Annotated in this window: 13 protein-coding genes; 5 read left to right on the forward strand and 8 right to left on the reverse strand. The window is 67.2% G+C overall.

Features of this window, described 5'->3' with window-relative positions; all coding sequences use genetic code 11:
- Positions 1 to 500 precede the first annotated feature (500 nt).
- The 5 genes from zwf to ACR9ZH_RS12125 form a co-directional block, all read right to left on the reverse strand.
- Complete coding sequence (gene zwf, locus ACR9ZH_RS12105) at positions 501 to 2,246, reverse strand: glucose-6-phosphate dehydrogenase (protein WP_481291000.1); 1,746 nt, start codon at positions 2,244 to 2,246, stop codon at positions 501 to 503.
- Positions 2,243 to 4,072, reverse strand: coding sequence for a glycoside hydrolase family 15 protein (locus ACR9ZH_RS12110; protein WP_481291001.1), 1,830 nt, complete (start codon positions 4,070 to 4,072; stop codon positions 2,243 to 2,245). Before ACR9ZH_RS12110 ends, zwf begins: the two co-directional genes overlap by 4 nt.
- 108 nt (positions 4,073 to 4,180) lie before the next feature.
- On the reverse strand, positions 4,181 to 5,830 hold the full coding sequence (locus tag ACR9ZH_RS12115) for a cation:proton antiporter domain-containing protein (RefSeq protein ID WP_481291002.1): 1,650 nt from the start codon (positions 5,828 to 5,830) through the stop codon (positions 4,181 to 4,183).
- A gap of 48 nt (positions 5,831 to 5,878) precedes the next feature.
- On the reverse strand, positions 5,879 to 7,693 hold the full coding sequence (gene recQ / locus ACR9ZH_RS12120; RefSeq protein WP_481291003.1) for a DNA helicase RecQ: 1,815 nt from the start codon (positions 7,691 to 7,693) through the stop codon (positions 5,879 to 5,881).
- Between the two features lie 184 nt (positions 7,694 to 7,877).
- On the reverse strand, positions 7,878 to 8,246 hold the full coding sequence (locus ACR9ZH_RS12125; RefSeq protein WP_481291045.1) for an MGMT family protein: 369 nt from the start codon (positions 8,244 to 8,246) through the stop codon (positions 7,878 to 7,880).
- A 78-nt stretch (positions 8,247 to 8,324) separates the two neighbouring features.
- On the opposite strand from ACR9ZH_RS12125, the gene ACR9ZH_RS12130 reads away from it, so the two are divergent.
- Positions 8,325 to 8,729, forward strand: coding sequence for a hypothetical protein (locus ACR9ZH_RS12130; protein WP_481291004.1), 405 nt, complete (start codon positions 8,325 to 8,327; stop codon positions 8,727 to 8,729).
- Between the two features lie 126 nt (positions 8,730 to 8,855).
- Here ACR9ZH_RS12130 and ACR9ZH_RS12135 read toward each other — a convergent pair whose 3' ends face one another.
- A complete protein-coding gene (locus ACR9ZH_RS12135) occupies positions 8,856 to 9,977 on the reverse strand; it encodes an inorganic phosphate transporter (protein ID WP_481291005.1) in 1,122 nt (373 codons plus the stop codon).
- A gap of 13 nt (positions 9,978 to 9,990) precedes the next feature.
- Positions 9,991 to 10,620 carry a DUF47 domain-containing protein gene (locus tag ACR9ZH_RS12140; RefSeq protein WP_481291006.1) on the reverse strand — a complete coding sequence of 210 codons (630 nt, stop codon included), beginning with the start codon at positions 10,618 to 10,620 and terminating at the stop codon, positions 9,991 to 9,993.
- A 103-nt stretch (positions 10,621 to 10,723) separates the two neighbouring features.
- Between ACR9ZH_RS12140 and ACR9ZH_RS12145 the strand changes: the two genes are divergently transcribed.
- Together ACR9ZH_RS12145 and ACR9ZH_RS12150 are read left to right on the forward strand one after the other, a co-directional pair.
- Positions 10,724 to 12,043 carry a hemolysin family protein gene (locus tag ACR9ZH_RS12145; protein WP_481291007.1) on the forward strand — a complete coding sequence of 440 codons (1,320 nt, stop codon included), beginning with the start codon at positions 10,724 to 10,726 and terminating at the stop codon, positions 12,041 to 12,043.
- 48 nt (positions 12,044 to 12,091) lie between these two features.
- Entirely contained in the window at positions 12,092 to 12,703 is a 612-nt protein-coding gene (locus ACR9ZH_RS12150) for an exopolysaccharide biosynthesis protein (RefSeq protein ID WP_481291008.1), read from the forward strand.
- Here the strand turns inward: ACR9ZH_RS12150 and ACR9ZH_RS12155 are convergent.
- Positions 12,700 to 13,464, reverse strand: a complete 765-nt coding sequence (locus ACR9ZH_RS12155) for an RNA methyltransferase (protein WP_481291009.1) — start codon at positions 13,462 to 13,464, stop codon at positions 12,700 to 12,702. The genes ACR9ZH_RS12150 and ACR9ZH_RS12155 overlap by 4 nt on opposite strands.
- Positions 13,465 to 13,598: 134 nt before the next feature.
- Here ACR9ZH_RS12155 and ACR9ZH_RS12160 point away from each other — a divergent pair, with 134 nt between their 5' ends.
- Positions 13,599 to 14,402, forward strand: a complete 804-nt coding sequence (locus ACR9ZH_RS12160) for an inositol monophosphatase family protein (RefSeq protein ID WP_481291010.1) — start codon at positions 13,599 to 13,601, stop codon at positions 14,400 to 14,402.
- Positions 14,403 to 14,531: 129 nt separating this feature from the next.
- Positions 14,532 to 15,575, forward strand: coding sequence for a metallophosphoesterase (locus tag ACR9ZH_RS12165; protein ID WP_481291011.1), 1,044 nt, complete (start codon positions 14,532 to 14,534; stop codon positions 15,573 to 15,575).
- Position 15,576 lies beyond the last annotated feature (1 nt).

Here is a 15,576-nt window from a genome sequence, read left to right on the forward strand (position 1 = left end):
CCTGCAAGATGTCGCCTCCCTTCCTACCCGTCGCTCCCGCGGAGGCGGGAGCCTAGTGACTCTTGCTGCAGGGTTGCGAAAACGCTCAGATCACACGTGAAGTCATTCGCGAAAGGCTGTCGCGCGCAGGCGCGCTCCTACAGGGTGCGCGCGTTTTTTGCGGGAGCCGCGGGAAATGCGCAGCCTGCGAGCAGGCTGGATGGCGCTTTGGCTTTTGCCGCATGCGACCGCAGTGTTGGGAGGAGCCGGTGGCTGCCGTTTTTGGAGCGATTCCGCAGGGAGGCGTAGGCCGGACGAGGACTTAGCGAGAAAAATGGCGGCCACCGGCGACCCGCCGTCACGCCCAGGCAAAACGCGATGGCGATAGCCGAGCCCGCGGCAACGCTCCCTGCGGCGAAGCCGCTTAAAGCATGGGCACGCGCAAGCGGGCCGACCGATTATGTGGCGCAACCCCGGAAGCGTGAGTCGCTGGGCCACTGCCTTCGCAGGGGCGACGGTGGTTATTTTTTGCGGGGGCGGCGTTTTGCGGGGGCGGCCTTGCTCGCTGGGACCGACTTCCTGGCCGGGGCAGCCTTCTTTACCGAGGTACTGCGCATGACCTTCTTTGCCGCGGCGCGTTTCTTCGCTGCCTTGCGCTCCGGCGACTTCTCCGCAGGCTGCACGTCCACCTTGGCGGACTTGCTCGCGCGGCGGGCGTTCAGTTCGTTCGCCGAGTTCAGCGGTCGCCACGAGCGTCCGCCCAGCGCCAGCAAGGTGTCCGCCGAGGCGGGGCCCGCGCTGCCGGAGGCGTAGTTCGGGAAGTCGGCCGGCGTGCGCTGCGACCAGTCGTCCAAGATCGGCTGCACGGCCCGCCAGCAGGCTTCCACCATGTCGGCACGCTGGAACAGCGTGGCGTCGCCCGTCATGCAGTCATACAGCAGCGTTTCGTAGCCCACGTTCGGCTCCGCCCGGAACCAGTCCGCGTACTTGAAGTCCATGCGCACCGGCGCGAGTTCCACCCGCGGACCCGGACGCTTCACGTCGAACTGCAGCGAGATGCCCTCGTCCGGCTGGATCTGCAGCACCAGCCAGTCAGGGCCGAACGCGTCCATGCCGGTACCGCGGAACGGCGCGAACGGCGCGGACTTGAAACGGATCGCGATCTCCGTCGTGCGCCGGCCCATGTGCTTGCCCGTGCGCAGATAGAACGGCACGCCGGACCAGCGCCAGGTATCGATCGAAAGCTTCATGGCGACGAAGGTCTCGGTCACCGAGTCCTGGGCCACGTCCGGCTCGTCGCGGTAGGAGTTGGCCAGCTGGCCGTTGACGGCGCCGGGCCCGTACTGGCCACGCACGGCATCTTCCGGCTGGACGGGCCGGATCGCGTCGATCGTTTCCGCCTTGCGCGTGCGCACCGCCTCCGCATCGAAGGAACTCGGCGGCTCCATCGCCACCATCGCCAGGAGCTGGAACAGGTGATTGGGCACCATGTCGCGCAAGGCGCCGGTCTGTTCGTAGAACGAGCCGCGGCGCTCGACGCCGACGGTTTCCGCCACGGTGATCTGCACGTGGTCGATGCGGTCGCGGTTCCAGATAGGCTCGAACAGGCCATTGGCGAAACGGAACGCCATGATGTTCTGCACCGTTTCCTTGCCGAGGAAGTGGTCGATGCGATAGATCTGGTCCTCGCGCAGCACCTTGAGGATGCGTTCGTTGAGCGCGCGTGCCGAGGCGAGGTCGTGGCCGAACGGCTTCTCGATGATCACGCGGCGCCAGAAGTCGCCGTTCGCTCCACCGTCGTCGACCAGCCCCGCGGCGCGCAACTGCTCGATCACGTCGCCGAAGAAACGCTCCGGCGTGGCGAGGTAGAACAGCACGTTGCCCTTGGTACCCCGCTTGCGCTCCACGTCGCGCAAGCGCACGGCCAGGCTGTGGAAGGCCGACAGGTCGTCGAAGTCGCCGGCGTGGTAGCTCATCTGCCCGCTCAGCCAGTTCCACGCGTCCTCGTCCAGCTTGCCGCCGGAGTTGCCGACGAAGCGTTCCAGTGCCGTGCGCAGGTTCTTCTTCCACGCGTTATCGGACATCTTGCCGTGGTTGAAGCCGATGACGGAGAAGTTGTCGGACAGCAGCCCGGTGCGGCGCATGTTGTACAGCGAAGGCACCACGAGCCGGCTGGTGAGGTCGCCGGCGGCGCCGAAGATCACGACGGTACAGGGATCGGCCGGATGAGCTCGCGAGGTGGCGCGCTTCGGTTGGGCTGGGCTCATGCACGGGCTCCTTGGGTATCGAGTGCCTGGTCGGGCGTGGCGTGGACATCGGCCGTCGCGCTGTAACCGTTCGCGAGGCTGAAGGCGGCATTGATCAATGCGACGTGCGAAAAGGCCTGCGGGAAGTTGCCCAGCAGTCGCTTCGAGCGGGGATCGTACTCCTCCGAAAGGAGTCCGAGGTCATTGGTGAGTCCGATCAGGCGGGTGAACAGCTGGCCGGCGTCGTCCAAGCGGCCCAGCAGAACGTAATTTTCCACCAGCCAGAAGCTGCATGGCAGGAACTGGCCTTCGCCGGGTGGCAAGCCGTCCACGCCGGTGCTCGTGTGGTAGCGGAGCACGAAGCCCTCGACGAGGAGGTCTTCCTCGATGGCCTTTACCGTCGCGGTCACGCGCGGATCGTCGGGCGGCAGGAAGTCGGTGAGGGTGACCAGCAGCAGGCTGGCATCCAGTTCCTTCGAACCGTAGGACTGGGTGAAGCAGCCGCGCTCGGGATCGATGCCCTTGGCCAGGATGTCGGCCTTGATTTCGTCGGCTACGGTGCGCCAGCGCCGGTTCAAGGCGACGTCGTGCCCTTCGCGCTCCTGCTCGGACGCACGTTGGAAGGCCAACCATGCCATCACCTTCGAGTGCACGAAGTGACGGGGCTCGCCGCGGATTTCCCAGATGCCGTTGTCCGGCTGCCGCCAGATGCTGGCGAGGTGTTCGAGGAACACCGACTGCACGCTGTCGGCGGTGGGCTGCCACACCACACCGTGGCGGACAGCATGGGCGAACGCTCCGACGAGTTCGCCGAAGATGTCCAGCTGGAACTGCGTGGAGGCCGCATTGCCGATGCGCACCGGTTGCGATCCCTCGTACCCTTTCAGCCAGGGCACTTCGAATTCCTCCAGGCGCCGCTCGCCGGCCAGCCCATAAAGCACCTGCAATTGTTCGGGCGAGCCGGCCACGGCGCGGCGTACCCAGTCGCGCCATGCGCTGGCCTCGTCGTGATAACCCGCGTTGACCAGGGCCGACAGCACGAAGGTCGCGTCACGCGCCCAGCAGAAGCGGTAGTCCCAGTTGCGCTCGCCGCCGATCTGTTCCGGCAGCGACGTCGTCGGCGCGGCGATGATGCCGCCGGTGGGCAAATAACTCAGTCCCTTGAGCACGACGAGGGAGCGGCGGACGATGTCCGACCACTCGCCGGCACCATTGCAGCGGTTCGACCAGCCTTCCCAGAAGGCGAGCGAATCGCGCAATGCGGCGTGCGGATCGAGCGCTTCGGGCGGCGGCAGGTGCGAGGGTCCCCAGGCCATGACGAATGGGATGGAATCGCCCTTGCCCACCTTGAAGCGCGCGACGCTGTGCATGCCCTCCCCTTCCACAGCGACCGGGCTGCGCACGACGAGGAGGTCGGGCCCCGCCACCGCCGTCAGCGTGGTGTCGTCCACGCGCGTGACCCAGGGCACGGCATTGCCGTAATCGAAGCGGATGGTGATCACGGTTTCGAAGTCCACGCGGCCTTCCAGACCCTCGACGATGCGCGTGACGCCGACCTGATCGCCCGCGAACGGCATGAAGTCGATGACGCGCGCGCGGCCTGTGGCGGTCTGCCATTCGGTTTCGAGGACCAGGCTGCCGTCGATGTAAGCACGGCGACAGGTCGCATCGGGATCGGCGGGCGCGAGGCGCCAGCGGCCGTTCTCCGCCGAACCGACCAGGGCGGCGAAGCAGGAAGCGGAATCGAAGCGGGGAAGGCACAGCCAGTCGATGGAGCCATCCCTCGCCACCAGCGCGGCGCTTCGGCAGTTGCCGAGCATCGCATAGTCCTCGATGCGGGAAGCCATGCTGTCCTCTTGGTCGGGTGTTATTTCTTTTACGGTAGCGAGCGGATTGTTAGCGCAGCGTGTCGGGAAATCTTGCACGAGCCCGCCGCCAGAGCCGCCGCTCCTTCATCAGTGCGCGGCGTCGCGCTTCGGCTGGGCAGCCTCGAACATGCTGCGCGCAAGCTCCTGCTCTCCATAGATCACGTCGCTGGCTCCCAGCCCGCCGAGGTGGTCCACATATTCCGGCGAATGCGCCCGCGCCACGATCGGGAGGTCGGGCCGAAGGGCGCGCGCCACGCGCACGATCTGCCCGCCTTCGAAGGGATCGGACACCGCGACGATCAGGGCGCGTGCACCGGCGAGATTGGCCTCGGCGAGGACGGCCGCCGCCGCGGCATTGCCGACCAGCACCTCGACCTCGCCCTTGGCGCGCAGCTCGCGCACCGCGTCCTCGTCGGATTCGATCAGCAGCGTGCGCGCGCCCGCGGCCTGCAGTTCCGCGAGCACGCGGCGGCCGACGCGGCCGTGCCCCACCAGCACCGTATGCCCGGCCATATCCGGATGATCGTCGGGCGCGTCCGCATCATGGCGGGCGACCCAGCGGTCCAGCGCCACGAAGAGCAGCGGGTTCACCAGGATGGACACGATCGCCGCGGCGAGGAGGATGTCGCGTCCCTGTGCGTTCAGCAGGCCCAGCGACACGCCGAGGCCGGCGAGAATGAAGGAGAACTCGCCGATCTGAGCGAGGCTGGTGGCGATGGTCAGCGCCGTTTTTTTCGGGCGCCCGAACGCACGGACGATGACGAACGCGGCGAGCGACTTGCCCACGATGATGATGAGGCACGCGGCGAGGACGACCCACGGCTGCTCGACGAGGATGCGCGGATTGAACAGCATGCCGATGGAAACGAAGAAGAGTACGGCGAAGGCGTCGCGCAACGGCAGCGTCTCTTCCGCCGCGCGTTGCGAGAGTTTCGACTCGCCCATCATCATGCCGGCGAAGAACGCCCCAAGTTCGAACGACACGTCGAACAGCCGGGCCGCGCCGAACGCGACGCCGAGCGCGATGGCGAGCACGGCCAGACGGAACAGCTCGCGAGAGCCGCTGGCCGACACGGTTTGCAGCAGCCAGGGAATGGCGCGTTTGCCCACGATGAGCATCAGCGCGACGAAGACCACCACCTTCCCTACCGTCCAGGCGACCGTTTCGACCAGCTCGCCGACCGTCGGTGCCGGACCGTCGTGCCCCGCGCCGAGGAAGCCGCCGATGGCAGGCAGCAGCACCAGGGCCAGCACCATGGCGAGGTCTTCGACGATGAGCCAGCCTACGGCGATGCGTCCGCGGTCGGTGTCGAGCAGCCGGCGCTCGTCCATCGCGCGGAGCAACACCACGGTACTTGCGACCGAGAGCGCGAGGCCGAAGACGAAGCCCTGCGCCGGAGGCCAGCCGAGCCACCAGCCCAGCAACATGCCCAGCCCTGTCGCGACGCCCATCTGCACGGCGGCGCCGGGAATGGAAATCGCCTTGACCGCCAGGAGGTCCTTCAGCGAGAAGTGCAGGCCGACGCCGAACATGAGCAGGATGACGCCAAGATCCGCCAGCTCCTGCGCGATATGCGCATCGGCGACATAGCCCGGCGTGAAAGGTCCGGCGACCACGCCGGCGACGAGGTAGCCGACAAGCACGGGCAGATTGAGGCGCCGCGCCAGCGCGCCGAAGATGAAGGCGAGGACGAAGCCGCCTACGAGGGTGGTGATGAGCGGCGTAGCTTCGTGCACGGCGACTCCTGGTCATGCGCCGCAGGTTGCCGCGGCACGCCTAGGCTATCACCCCGCCGCGGTCAGCACGGCGAGGAAGTCCTTCCCGTAGCGTTTGAGTTTGTTCTCACCCACGCCGCTGATCGAGGCCAGTTCCTCCTCGTTGCCCGGCAGGGCGCGCAACATGGCCAGCAGGGTGGCATCGTGGAAGATGACGTAGGCCGGCACGCCGTGCTGCTTCGCCAGCTCCGCACGTACCCGGCGCAATTCGTTCCACAGCGGCTGCTCGATCTCTTCGATGCCCAGCGACGCACCCGCCGCGGCGGGCGTGGAACGTGTCGTGCGGCGTCCCTTCGCCGGGCGCGCGTCCTCGCGGAACCACACCTTGCGCTCGCCCTTCAGAACCGGGCCGCTGCTGGCGGAAAGCCGCAGCGTGCCATAGCCCTCGGGATCGGCCTCGATGAGCCCTGCCGCCAACAGCTGGCGGAACACGGAGCGCCACTGCGTGGCGTCCATGTCGGCGCCGACGCCGAACACGGTGAGCTTGTCGTGACCGAGGTCGCGCACGCGCTCGGCGGCTTCGCCGCGAAGGATGTCGATGAGGTGGCCGGCGCCGTAACGCTGACCGCTGCGATAGATGCAGGACATGGCCTTTTGCGCTGCAACGGTGGCGTCCCAGGTCTTCGGGGGCTGCAGGCAGTTGTCGCAGTTGCCGCAGGGCGCCGGGTAGGTTTCCGCGAATGCCTCGAGCAGCAATTGGCGGCGGCAGCGGGTGGCCTCCGCATAGCCGAGCAGTGAATCGAGCTTCAGGCGCTCGATGCGCTTGCGGGCGTCGCCCGCCTCGGACTGCGAGATCATCTGGCTCATGGTGACGACGTCGCCCAGGCCATAAACCATCCACGCCTCGGCAGGCAGGCCGTCGCGGCCCGCGCGTCCGGTTTCCTGGTAGTAGCCTTCCATGCTGCGCGGCAGATCGAGGTGGGCAACGAAACGCACGTCGGGTTTGTCGATGCCCATGCCGAAGGCCACCGTCGCGACCATCACCACGCCTTCCTCGCGCAGGAAGCGCTGCTGGTGACGCGTGCGCGTCTCGGCGCCCAGACCCGCGTGGTAAGGAAGCGCCTCGACGCCCGCCTCCGACAGCCAGGCCGCGGTTTCGTCGACCTTGCGCCGGCTGAGGCAGTACACGATGCCGGCTTCGCCGCGGTGGGCGTCGAGGAATTCGAGCAGCTGGCGGCGCGCGTTCTGCCGCGGCGCCACGCGATAGCGGATGTTGGGCCGGTCGAAGCTGGAAACGAACCGGCGCGCCTGGTGCAGGTTCAGCCGCTCGACGATCTCCTCGCGCGTACGCTCGTCGGCGGTGGCGGTGAGGGCAATGCGCGGCACTTCCGGGAAACGCTCGTGCAGGATGGCGAGCTCGCGGTACTCCGGACGGAAGTCGTGGCCCCATTGAGATACGCAATGCGCCTCGTCGATGGCGAATAGCGCGATGGGGATGCGATGGAGCAGACCCAGGAAACGCTCTGTGAGCAGGCGTTCCGGCGCGACGTAGAGCATGTCCAGTTCGCCTGCGAGGAGCTGGTCCTCCACTTCGCGCTGGGTGATCGCATCCAGGCTCGAGTTGAGGTAACGCGCGCGCACGCCGGCTTCGCCGAGTGCGTCCACCTGGTCCTGCATCAGCGCGATGAGCGGCGAGACGACGATACCCGTGCCTTCGCGCATGAGCGCGGGAATCTGGAAGCACAGCGATTTGCCGCCGCCGGTGGGCATGAGCACGAGCGCGTCGTCGCCCGCGGCGACCGCCTCGACGATGGCCTGCTGCTGGCCGCGGAATTCGGGATAGCCGAAAACGGAGTGGAGAAGATCGAGTGCCTGGGACTGCATCCGCCCATGCTAACAAACCGCCGCCGCGCCGCCTTGCCGGACGACATCCGTTCGAACGGTTACTTACACGGATTTGCGACGGCGGTAGTGTTCTTACGACGCGCGGCGCCCTCCCGCTCGAGTACACCTTGCGCCGGGAGCCTCCGCGGTCCTGGAAGCCGACCGGATGACTTACCGCTGCCGGTCAGGCGGGCAAGCCCCAGATCGCGCGGTCCAGGTCGTGGTCGAGGCCGAAGGCGCTCATCGGCACCCGGCCGTCCTTCACGACGACGCCTTCCGCCTTCAGCCGCCTGCACTGCTCTCGGAAACCACGCGTGCCCGCGGGAATGCCGATCCGCCCGTCGGTGCGCAGCACGCGATGCCATGGCAGGTCCGCGCGGTTCGGGGCATCGCCCAGCACCTTGCCGATCAGGCGCGCCCGCCCGGGATAGCCCGCGCGCGCCGCGATGGCGCCGTAGCTGGCCACACGGCCCTTCGGGATGGCGGCGACCGCCTCGATGATGCGTCTTGCCCGAATCTCGCTGGCCTCGTCGGGAGCGATTTCATCGCGCATGGTCGTTTCCTGCATGTTCTCGAGCACGGTTGAGGGTACCATCCGAAACTCCTCACGACGGATTCGTGGACGACGGCCATGCGACACTTCGAAGCGATTCGCTCCCATGTCGGCGGCATCCATAAGCTCCGCCAGAACGAACCCTACGTCATCAGCTTCGACCTGGAACTGCCCGACGGGCGCCACCAGGGTATCTACCTCGCGGAGCTCGAAGACGGCGAGGGCCAGCGTTTCCTCCGCCTGTCCACGCCGATCGGCCCCCTGGCCGGCGTGGACGCCCGCCGCTGCCTGCGTTTCAACTGGGAGCAGCGCACCGGCTACCTCGCCGAGGCCGACCTCGACGGCTCGCCCTACCTGCACCTGTGCGAGAACCGCCCGTACGACTACCTCGACGAACGCGAACTCGCACGGTTGATCGAGGAACTCGGGGCGACGGGAGACCAGCTCGAGCAGGCAGTCAACGGCGACGCCGACGCCCTGTAGGAGCGCGCCTGCGCGCGACAGCTTTTGGGGCCGCGCCATGAAGCTGGCGCGTGAGCTTGGGGACCGGGGCGAAAGGCTGTCGCGCGCAAGGCGCGCTCCTACAGCGCGCGAGGCGCTCTTACGAAATCAGAACAGGTTGCTTAGCTTCACCAGGCCGTAGCCGATGCCCGCCGTGATCGGCAGCGTCAGGATCCAGGCCCATACCATGCGCTCGACCACCGACCAGCGGATGGCGTTGAAGCGCTTTGCCGCGCCCACGCCCATGATCGAGGCGGAAACGTTATGAGTGGTGGACACGGGCACGCCGAGCATCGACGCGGTGAGGATCACCGCGGCCGAACTGCCCTCGGCGGCGAAGCCGTTGATGGGGTGCAGCTTGACCATCTTGTGACCGAGGGTCTTGATGATCCGCCAGCCGCCGCCCGCGGTACCGCCCGCCATGGTGAGCGCGCAGACCACCTTCACCCACACGGGGATTGGGAAACCGCCGGCCGCGGCTGGATCGTGCGGGATACGCAGGAATTCGAGGAAGGCCGGAAGATGGTCGAACTGGCCGGCGGCCGTAGCCCCGGCCAGGGCCAGGGCGATGATGCCCATGCTCTTCTGCGCGTCGTTCATGCCGTGGGACAGACCCATGGCGCTGGCCGACACGATCTGTGCCTTGCCGAAAAAGCTGTTCACGAACGGCGTGCGGCCGAAACGGCGCAGCGGCCCGCTGCGGCTGGAGAAGAAGCCGAGCAGCGCGTAGAGGCCGCCCATGATGAGGAAGCCGATCGTGAAGCCGAGGAAGGGCGAGACGATCATGGGCACGATCACCTTGGGGATCACCCCCTTGCCCAGCCACCAGTGCGCCCCGCCCTGCCACCAGATGATCGAATGGAAGTTGTCGCCGGCCGCGGCGAGCGCCGCGCCACAGAGGCCGCCCACTAGAGCGTGGCTGGAACTGGACGGCAGGCCGAGCCACCAGGTAATGAGGTTCCAGATGGTCGCACCGAGCAGGGCGCTGATCAGCAGTTGCGAGCCGACCTCCACCACGCCCGTATCGATCAGCCCCGAGGCGATGGTCGCGGCCACCGCGGTGCCCCAGAGGGCGCCGGCAAGATTGGTGACGGCCGCCAGGAGCACGGCCTGGCCGGGGCTGAGGACCTTGGTGGCGACCACGGTCGCGATGGAGTTCGCCGTGTCGTGGAAGCCGTTGATGTAGGTAAAAGCGAGGGCGATCAGGACGACCGCGATGACCATGCTCATGGGAGCCCCGCCGTCAGGAGTTCTTGAGCACGATGGCGTAGACGACGTTGCCGACATCGCGGCACTTGTCGACGGCTTTCTCGACGAGCTCGAAGAGGTCCTTGGCGAGGATGGCCTTAAGCGGGTCCGAACCCTCCGCGTAAAGCGTGCGGTAGGGATCGAGGAGGAGGCGGTCGGCTTCCGACTCCAGTGCCTGGAGCTGGTCGCGCAGTTTCTTCACCGGGTCGATCTTCAGGCCGTGGCGGAGCTGGCCGATCATGGCCACCACGACCTCGGCCGAGCGTTCCAGCAAGGCTGCGCGCTGGCCGAAATCGATGCCCTGCAGGCGCTCGGCGACGATCACGTAGCGTTCGGCGAACTTCTCGATGGTCTTGGGAATCTTGTACAGGGCCGAGTTCAGCGCCTCGATGTCCTCGCGGTCCAGCGCGGTGACGAAGGTGTTCACCAGTTCCTCGCCGATCTGCCCATGCAAGGCCTTCTCGCGGGCGCGGGCCGTGCTGAAGGCAGCCATGACCGGGGTACGGTCGGTCTGGGTCACCAGTTCGTGCATGGCCCGGGCGCTCTCGCGGGCGGCTTCGGCGCTGGCCTCGAGCAGGCCGTAGAACTTGTCGCCCTTACCGAAGATGGTCTGGAGTGAAAACATGGGGTTGCCTGGAAACCGGGGAAGTTTGTGACCGTTATGTTACCGGACTGGGGAGGCGCCCGCCTCCACGACCTGACGCGGTCATCTGCTATATAAGCGCTCGATGCTCACCGAAATCCTGTTGGTCCTCGTCCTCTCCCTCGGCAACGGTTTCTTCGCCCTGTCGGAAATGTCCGTGGTCGCATCCCGCAAGAGCCGGCTGAAGCAGCTGGCCCGGGAGAGCCGGCGCGCCCGCGTGGCCCTGCAACTCGCGGAGGCACCGGAGCGGTTCCTCTCGACCGTACAGGTGGGCATGACCCTGATCATCCTGGTCACGGGCGCGGTGGCCGGCGATACCCTGGGCGAGCACTTCACCGGCCTCATCCATGGCGGCGGCGCCGCCTGGCTGGAGCCCTATGCCCGCATCCTCGGCTGGCTGCTGGGCTTCCTGCTGATGTCCCTGGTCCAGATCGTCATCGGCGAACTGGTGCCCAAGCGTGCGGCGCTTTCCGCACCCGAACGCATCGCCTGCCAGATCGCCGTGCCCATGCTGGTGGTCTCGCGCATCACCTTGCCGATGGTGTGGCTGCTCAACCACATCTCCACCGGCATCCTCCGCGTGCTGCGCCTGCACCGCGTGAGCGCCAATGCGGCGACCGAAGAGGAAATCCGCCTGCTGGTGGCCGAGAGCGCCGAACAGGGCATCCTCGACAGCGACGAGCGCAACATGGTCAACCGCGTGCTGCGCCTGGGCGACCGCAGCGTGGGTTCGGTGATGACCCCGCGCATGAAGATCGCCTGGCTCGACATTGCCGCGCCGCACGAGGACAACCTGGCCGTGCTGCGCGAGACCCAGTTCTCGCGCTATCCGGTCTACCGGCGCGACGAAAGCGAGGTGATCGGCACGGTCGAGGTCAAGTCGCTCGTCGTTTCGCTGGAGCGCGGCCCCGTGGACCTGTTCGCGCATATGGCACGGCCACTTTTCGTGCCTGCCGCGGCCAGGGCCCTGGACCTGCTGGAGGCGTTCCGCGATGCGGACACACAGCTGGCCCTGGCCGTGGACGAATACGGCGACATCGAAGGACTGGTCACGCTCAACGACCTGTTGACTGCCGTGGTGGGTGCCACCGCGCCGGCTCCGGACGATGACGACGCGGAGGGGCCGATCGTCCGCCGGGACGATGGAAGCTGGCTGATCGACGGCTCCCTGCCCGCCGACGACCTGCGCGAGCTGCTCCAGGTCGAGCGCCTGCCCAACGAGGAAGAACACGATTTCCGCACCGTGGCCGGCATGATCACGACCCAGTTCGGCCACATTCCGCGTGCTGGAGAGTCGTTCGCCTGGCAGGGCCATCGCTTCGAGGTGGTGGACATGGACGGCGCGCGCATCGACAAGGTGCTGGTGAGCGCGGTGGCCACGAATGAAGTCGCCGTCGAGGAATGACTACCGCGATTCAATGCGCATTCAAGCCCGGACAGCGAGAGTCGCGGCATGACGCCGGATGCCGAACCCCGTGAAGAAAAAACCGCCGCCCTGCTGAGGGCGGCGCTCCTCGCCACGCCCGGGGAGCGGATCACCATCGAGCAGCTGCTCGAACCCCTGCGCCGCCGCGCGTTCGGCTTCCTCCTCCTGCTGCTGGCCATCCCGAACTTCATCCCCGTGCCGGTCGGCATCGGCGGCATCATGGGCGTGCTGGTGGTCGCGCTCGGGCTGGAGATGCTCATCGGGCTGGAGCATCCATGGATTCCCGGCTTCCTGCGCCGGCGCACGATGTCGCGCGAAGGCCTGCTGCGCTTCCTCGACCGCATCGCGCCGATGACGAGGCGCCTCGAGAAGATCTGCAAGCCGCGCATGCAGCGCCTCACGCGCCGGCCTTTCACCTTCGTCTCGGGCGCGATCATGCTGCTCATCGGCGTGCTGCTGGCCCTGCCGATCCCGTTCACCAACTACGTCTTCGGCGGCATGCTCATCGCCTTCGCCTTTGCGCTGGTCGAGCGCGACGGCGTGCTGCTGATCCTGGTCTGGGCGACGACCATCGCGATCGTCATCGCCTCCGCCACCTTCAGCCAGGCCCTGGTCCGGCTTTTCCGCGACCTGTTCTAGTCCTTCGTGCGCGCGATGGAGGCCATCCGCTGCGCGTCGGCGAGGATGCCGTGCAGGATGCGCAGTTCGCGCGATTCCGGCCGGGCGCGCAGGAACAGCTTGCGCAGCTTCAGCATGATCGTGATCGGCGAGCGGCCCTTGTGGAACTCGATGTCGTCGAGGGTCTCGCCGAGGTGGGTGAAGAAGCGCTCGAGCTGTTCGGCGTCGGCGGGGACTTCCTCCGGGTCTACGTCCAGCGCGGGCGCCTGCACTTCTTCGGCAAGCAGCGCCGTGCGCAGTTCATAGGCCACCACCTGCACCGCCTGCGAGAGGTTCAGCGAGCTGAAGTCGTCGACGCTGGGAATGCGGACCATCGCATGACAACGCGACAGCTCATCGTTCTCCAGCCCCGTGCGCTCGTTGCCGAACACGAGGGCCACCTGCTCCCCGCGGCGGGCAGCGGCGATGGCCTGCGCGGCGCCCTCGCGCGGGTCCAGCTCCGGGAGGTTCACGCCACGGCGGCGCGCGGACAGGCCCAGCGCAAAGGTGGTGCCCGCGAGGCCGGCGACGAGGTCGTCGTGGATGGCCGCCTGGCCGAGCACATCGTCGGCCCCGGCCGCGAGCGCGGTGGCTTCGGGGTCCGGGAAACGGTGCGGTGCGACCAGGGTCAGCCGGTCGAAGCCCATGGTCCGGATGGCGCGCGCTGCCGAGCCGATGTTTCCCGAATGCGAGGTGCGGACGAGGACGAAGCGGAAGCGGTCGTAAAGCTCGGAAAGGGCCATGGCTGGCGGTACGGCTGGCAGGAGGACCGGAAAGTCTACAACGGCAACGACTTGGGCGAGGCGAGGCGGGGTGGTAAACTTCGGGACTAGTGCGGCTTTCGACCGCCCTCCCGTTCTCTACCAAGCCGATCCCCATGCCCAGACCCGCCGTCAACGTCGCGGCGCGCGCCGCGCGCTCCGCAGGAAACATCATCCTGCGCTACATGAACCGCATCGAAGGCCTCGCGGTCGTCGAGAAGCAGCGGATGGACTTCGCCTCCGAGGTCGATCGCCTCGCCGAAGCAGAGATCATCAAGGAGCTGCGCCGCGCCTATCCCACGCACGCGATCCTGGGCGAGGAGTCCGGCCAGACGGGCAAGGGGCCGCTGACCTGGGTCATCGATCCCCTCGACGGCACGCACAATTACCTGCGCGGCATTCCCCACTTCAGCGTGTCCATCGCGCTGGTCGAGAAGGGCGAGCCGGTGTACGGGGTAGTGTTCGATCCGCTGCGCGACGAACTGTTCACCGCGAGCAAGGGCGACGGCGCTTACCTCAATGACCGCCGCATCCGCGTGGGCAAGCGCGAAGGCCTGGGCGGCGCGCTGATCGCCACCGGCTTCCCCTACCGCGTGCGCAACCACCTCGATTCGCAGCTGGCGATGACCGCCGCCCTGCTCAAGGAGGCCGAGGACGTCCGCCGCATGGGCTCCGCCGCGCTCGACCTCGCCTACGTGGCCGCCGGCCGCTTCGACGGCTACTTCGAGCCGGGCCTCGGCCTCTGGGACATCGCGGCGGGCGCCCTGCTCGTCCGCGAGGCAGGCGGCGTATACGGCGACTTCGCCGGACGCGAGGGCCTGCCGGAAAGCGGCAACATCATCGCGGGCAACCACAAGGTCGCCGCCGCCATGACCGAGATCATCGGCGCCAACGCGACGCCACGTCTCCTCGGGACGTAATCCTACGACGGCTCCGGGCGATGCCTGGGGGCCGCTTCCCGTTTTCCTACATACCGTCACTGGCTCGGCCGTTACTTTCCCAGAGCGGCCCGATGGGCCGCACCCGTATCCCCGACGGACAAGGAAAACATGAGCTCCCACAACACAACTCCCGGTCGCCTCGCGGCCGCGCTGGCGCTCGCCTTCGCCATGACCGGCGTCCCTCCGACAGCCGGTGCCGAAGTGCGCAGCATGATCGTCACTTCCGATCCGCAGTATCCCTGGACGCCTGCCAGCGACAACGATGAACCCGAAAGCGAGAGTGAGAGGAACGCGCGCTCGCAAGCGCTGATCGAAGAGCAATACCGCAGCATCGCGGCCTACCGGGCCGCGCGTCCTGGACGAGACATTCCCGTCTTCATCAATGGCGACCTCACCGCCTACGGACACGGCTGGCAACGCAGCATGCTGGCGCGCCTGATGACCATCCTCGGCCCGAACGTGCACTTCGGGCTGGGCAACCACGATTACGCGAACAACATCCGCGACGGCGACCGGGGCTGCTTCAACAACGGCTGCGCGCGCGACAGCATCCAGGGCCTCGTGGACCACGTCGTTCCGAAGCGGGAAAAGGTCTCCTTCGACTACGCGATCCAACCGGGCCTGTTCTCGGACGATCACACGGGAAGCCTGGCCTATGCGGTGCACGCGCCCGGGATGCCAAGGGTGCTGCAGGTACAGCTCAACAACTTCCCGACCTATGAGGTCTCGTTCGACACGCTCGTGGGCGTACGCAAACTGCACTACGAGATCACGTCGTCGGTGCCCTGGCTGCAACACCTGTTCAAGTCCGATCTCGCGGCTCCTTCCTTCGCGACGCCCGCGGACCGCCCATTCGACTTTGCCATCGTGCACATGCACGACCCCGACGGTGCCGCAGGCAATGCCGAATTCGACGACCTGCTGAAGGACAACGACGTGGCTGCGGTATTCGCCGGGCACTACCACGGCGCCCTCGGCTTCTACCGGACCATCGGCGGTGTACCGGTTTTCCTCAGCGGCTCGGCGTCGAAGCGGACCTACCTGATCGTCGAACACGATACCGACACGTCGGAGCTGCGCGTCTACAGCGTGCGCGACAACGATCCCGGGCAAAAGAAACTGGCCGGCACCGTACCGATCCCGCGACGTTAGG

It is taken from the genome of Luteibacter sp. SVR4-7G (assembly GCF_056755555.1).

Bases quoted from the DNA above. Each gene is read 5' to 3' on its own strand.
- zwf (WP_481291000.1), bottom strand. From the start codon at position 2,246: ATGAGCCCAGCCCAACCGAAGCGCGCCACCTCGCGAGCTCATCCGGCC.
- ACR9ZH_RS12110 (WP_481291001.1), bottom strand. From the start codon at position 4,072: ATGGCTTCCCGCATCGAGGACTATGCGATGCTCGGCAACTGCCGAAGC.
- recQ (WP_481291003.1), bottom strand. From the start codon at position 7,693: ATGCAGTCCCAGGCACTCGATCTTCTCCACTCCGTTTTCGGCTATCCC.
- ACR9ZH_RS12125 (WP_481291045.1), bottom strand. From the start codon at position 8,246: ATGCGCGATGAAATCGCTCCCGACGAGGCCAGCGAGATTCGGGCAAGA.
- ACR9ZH_RS12130 (WP_481291004.1), top strand. From the start codon at position 8,325: ATGCGACACTTCGAAGCGATTCGCTCCCATGTCGGCGGCATCCATAAG.
- ACR9ZH_RS12135 (WP_481291005.1), bottom strand. From the start codon at position 9,977: ATGAGCATGGTCATCGCGGTCGTCCTGATCGCCCTCGCTTTTACCTAC.
- ACR9ZH_RS12140 (WP_481291006.1), bottom strand. From the start codon at position 10,620: ATGTTTTCACTCCAGACCATCTTCGGTAAGGGCGACAAGTTCTACGGC.
- ACR9ZH_RS12145 (WP_481291007.1), top strand. From the start codon at position 10,724: ATGCTCACCGAAATCCTGTTGGTCCTCGTCCTCTCCCTCGGCAACGGT.
- ACR9ZH_RS12150 (WP_481291008.1), top strand. From the start codon at position 12,092: ATGACGCCGGATGCCGAACCCCGTGAAGAAAAAACCGCCGCCCTGCTG.
- ACR9ZH_RS12155 (WP_481291009.1), bottom strand. From the start codon at position 13,464: ATGGCCCTTTCCGAGCTTTACGACCGCTTCCGCTTCGTCCTCGTCCGC.
- ACR9ZH_RS12160 (WP_481291010.1), top strand. From the start codon at position 13,599: ATGCCCAGACCCGCCGTCAACGTCGCGGCGCGCGCCGCGCGCTCCGCA.
- ACR9ZH_RS12165 (WP_481291011.1), top strand. From the start codon at position 14,532: ATGAGCTCCCACAACACAACTCCCGGTCGCCTCGCGGCCGCGCTGGCG.